At 56.3% G+C, this 3,186-nt stretch carries 2 protein-coding genes; both read left to right on the top strand.

The window, feature by feature from the left end; translation table 11 throughout:
- Window positions 1–114: 114 nt before the first annotated feature.
- Entirely contained in the window at window positions 115–1,161 is a 1,047-nt protein-coding gene (locus tag E5Z01_RS19060; RefSeq protein ID WP_135230817.1) for a tetratricopeptide repeat protein, read from the top strand.
- Window positions 1,162–1,184: 23 nt separating this feature from the next.
- Window positions 1,185–2,344 (top strand): IS3 family transposase gene (locus tag E5Z01_RS19055; RefSeq protein ID WP_420796040.1). Its coding sequence is split into 2 segments (ribosomal slippage): window positions 1,185–1,452 and window positions 1,452–2,344, totalling 1,161 coding nucleotides; the frame shifts between segments, so codons are not numbered across the junction.
- Window positions 2,345–3,186: the final 842 nt, after the last annotated feature.

The raw sequence follows: 3,186 nt of genomic DNA, 5'->3' as shown, positions 1-3,186 counted from the left end.
CCCTGTACAACGAGAGGCGATTACACTCCAGTCTGGGGTACGTGCCCCCGGCAGAGTTTGCGGCCCAGTATCATCAAGCCCAGATGTGACTTGACCCCCTGTCCGCCTTCTTGGGTGCAGTCCAGTCTCCATGAACGCTGGCTTGTTTTCTACGCCGTTCTTGCGCTGAATCCCAGCCAGTACATCTCGGTGGACGAGGTACACGATTACTACCCGTGGTCACGACTGCAACACGGCAGCATCGGACGCATGCTGTGGCGCTTCACCACCCAGGAAGAAGCTCACCTGTTCGGCCAGAGGATCACGCACAGCCCCGCCAAGCAGGCCACCAAACTGTTTGCCCTGCTACCCGAAGTGATTCAGGATGTCCAGTTCCAACCCGATCAGGAAGCAGTCGCCGCGCACCTGCGAAACCTGCGCAGCCACCGCTCGGGCCGCGCCGTGGAACTCAGCGAATACACCCTGATGCTGCAAAGCGGTCAGGTCGAGGAAGCCCTCTCCGGCCTCCGCGCCCTGTTACCACAAGACCTCTCACAGAACGAACTGGCCCACACCCACGCCCTGATTACCACCGCCCTCGACCGCCTGCACGGCCCCATCGGCACAGCCAGCCAGATCCCCATTCTCCTGAAATTGCTTGACCACAACGGCCTGAACCGCACCAACCTGGCCCGCATTCTGATTCGGCTAGCCCGGCACCACACCCTCTGCGCCGAGTACCCCGAAGCCGCCGATTACTACGCCCGCCTGAAGAAACTGCTGGGGCCGCAGGACGGCCTGGAATTCTGCCAGTACCACATCAACTACGCGCTGTATCTGCGCCGGATCGGAAAACTGGAGGAGGCCATCGAACACACCCTGATGGCGCACGACCTGGCGCACGAGGTGCAGTGGTGGTACGGCGTGCAGGCCACACAAAGCAACCTGGCGCTGATGTACATGCACCTGGGCGCTTACGGTCACACACCCGCCGAGCGGTTGAACCTTCAGAAGGCCAAGCAGTGGGCCTTGAAGGGGATTCGCACGACCTCCGGCACCTTGCAGGGCGCGGACGAGGCGGACATTCCGCTGCTGCTGGGCTGTATTTGTCGCAATTTGAACGAGATTGAGGAGGCCAGAGGGTGGTTTGGGATTGATCCAGTTTTGAGTCGGTGGAGTTAAGCCTCACCATAGGAGGCAAACCCATGACGACCAAGAAGACCTACACTGCCGAATTCAAACGTCAGGCTATTGAACTGGCTGCCCGTGACGACGTCGGCCCCATCCGGGCCGCCCGCGACCTTGGAATCAGCACCTCCGTGCTGTACCGCTGGCGACTCCAGGCTCAACAAGCAGGGCAAGCTGCCTTTCCTGGTCAGGGTCGAACGACCCAAACACCGCAAGAACAGGAAATTCAACGACTCCGCAGAGAGAACGAAATTCTCCGTCAAGAGCGTGAAATCTTGAAAAAAGCAGCGGCCTTCTTTGCCAGAGAAAATCTTTGAGGTTCGCGTTTATCGCTGTCCACCTCGATGAATTTCGTCTCGACATCATGTGTCGGGTTCTGCAAGTGACCCCCAGTGGCTTCAGAACCTGGCGAAGAAGGCCCTTCTCAACGAGAAAAACTGAAGATGGACACCTCCAATTGCTGATTGAGGAAATCTTTGATGAGCATCAAGGGCGCTATGGAGCGCCCCGGATTCAAAAGCAACTTGCTGCCGATGGTCACCATCACAGCGTGCGTCGGATTGCTCGTCTGATGCGTGATCTCGGCCTACACGGTAAAACGCGCCGTAAATTCGTCAAAACCACCGACAGTAAACATGCTTTGCCAATTGCACCGAACTTGCTGGAGCGGAATTTCTCGCCTGAAACGCCAAATTCTGTCTGGGCGGGAGACATCACGTATATTCCAACAAAAGAAGGCTGGCTCTACCTGGCGATCACGATGGATTTATTCGCCAGGACGATCATCGGCTGGTCTATGAGCAGCACAATGACCGCAGAGCTGCCGTTGTCAGCGTTAAGCATGGCAGTTCGCAGGCGGAACCCGCCTGCGGGAGTGGTCTTTCATAGCGACAGGGGCAGTCAATATGCGAGTCATGCCTTCCAGAGCGCCCTCAAAGAACACAGCATGTTGTCCAGCATGAGCAGAAAAGGGGATTGTTACGATAACGCTGTAGTAGAGAGCTTTTTCGAAACGTTGAAACGTGAATTGGTGGATGGCTGCGTGTACCGCAGCCACGAGGAGGCCAGGCAAGCGATTTTTGAGTACGTGGAGGTGTACTACAACCGGAAACGGCGGCACTCGAGCCTGGGGTACTTGACGCCCCTTGAGGCCGAGTGCCAAGCTACCGCTGCTTAACTTCAGCGACTCAAAACCGAGGCAACCCCAGTTTGACCAGGCCATTGCGCTGGCCTCTGCCGTACCCAGTTACCAGGACTGGTGGAGTGCCTACGAGGAACTCGCGCTGCTGCAGAAGAAGGTAGGGGACCGGGAGGCCATGCAAGCCGCCAAAGAGAAAGCCCAAGAGATCAGGATACTCCAGCAACAGCGTGTAAACGAACGATAACTGTGCTCCGGCACTGGGGGGTAGACATGAGGCAAAAATAAGCGAAAGGATGAGAAGGTTTCTAATGAATTAGCGGTAGTCGAAATTTCTTGGCGTTACACAAGGCGGATAAATATGCGTAAAACTACGAAACCTGGTGTAAGTTCCCTCCTGCTCACGCTGGGACTGTTGCTCTCATCCTGCGGAGACCCCACACCTCCAGCACCTCCAGCACCTACGCCAACGCCACCCAACTCAACTGTGCCAGTCACCAAGGCCACCGGGGTCGTTGAGTTCTCGCCAAAGTTGCGTGAGCTATCCGACACAGACAGGGCAAATATCGTTCGGCACGACGATAATTCGATATACGTCAAGAACGGCTCGTCCTATAAGGTCGGCGATGTCATTACCTCAGATAATTCACGGCGATTAGGGGTTGACATTTCGTGTCCAGAATGGCAAAGGGATGAAGGTGTTGACGCCTCATCCCGACTACAGTTTAATGCCCATCCCCCAGGCCGCAACGCTGATTGCCTTTCAGGTTCAATTTCATCTGGGGCCCAAACTTACGCATTCACACGAGAAAATCGGCGACGCACGCCTGATTGCCCTGGCTTTGCTGCGTTTCATCCACAAGGTGCCGTATTTCAAGACG

It is taken from the genome of Deinococcus fonticola, assembly GCF_004634215.1.
Taxonomy (GTDB): Bacteria; Deinococcota; Deinococci; order Deinococcales; family Deinococcaceae; genus Deinococcus; species Deinococcus fonticola.
Note: the sequence above shows the minus strand (reverse complement) of the source record. Positions and strands in the feature narration are given on the sequence as shown.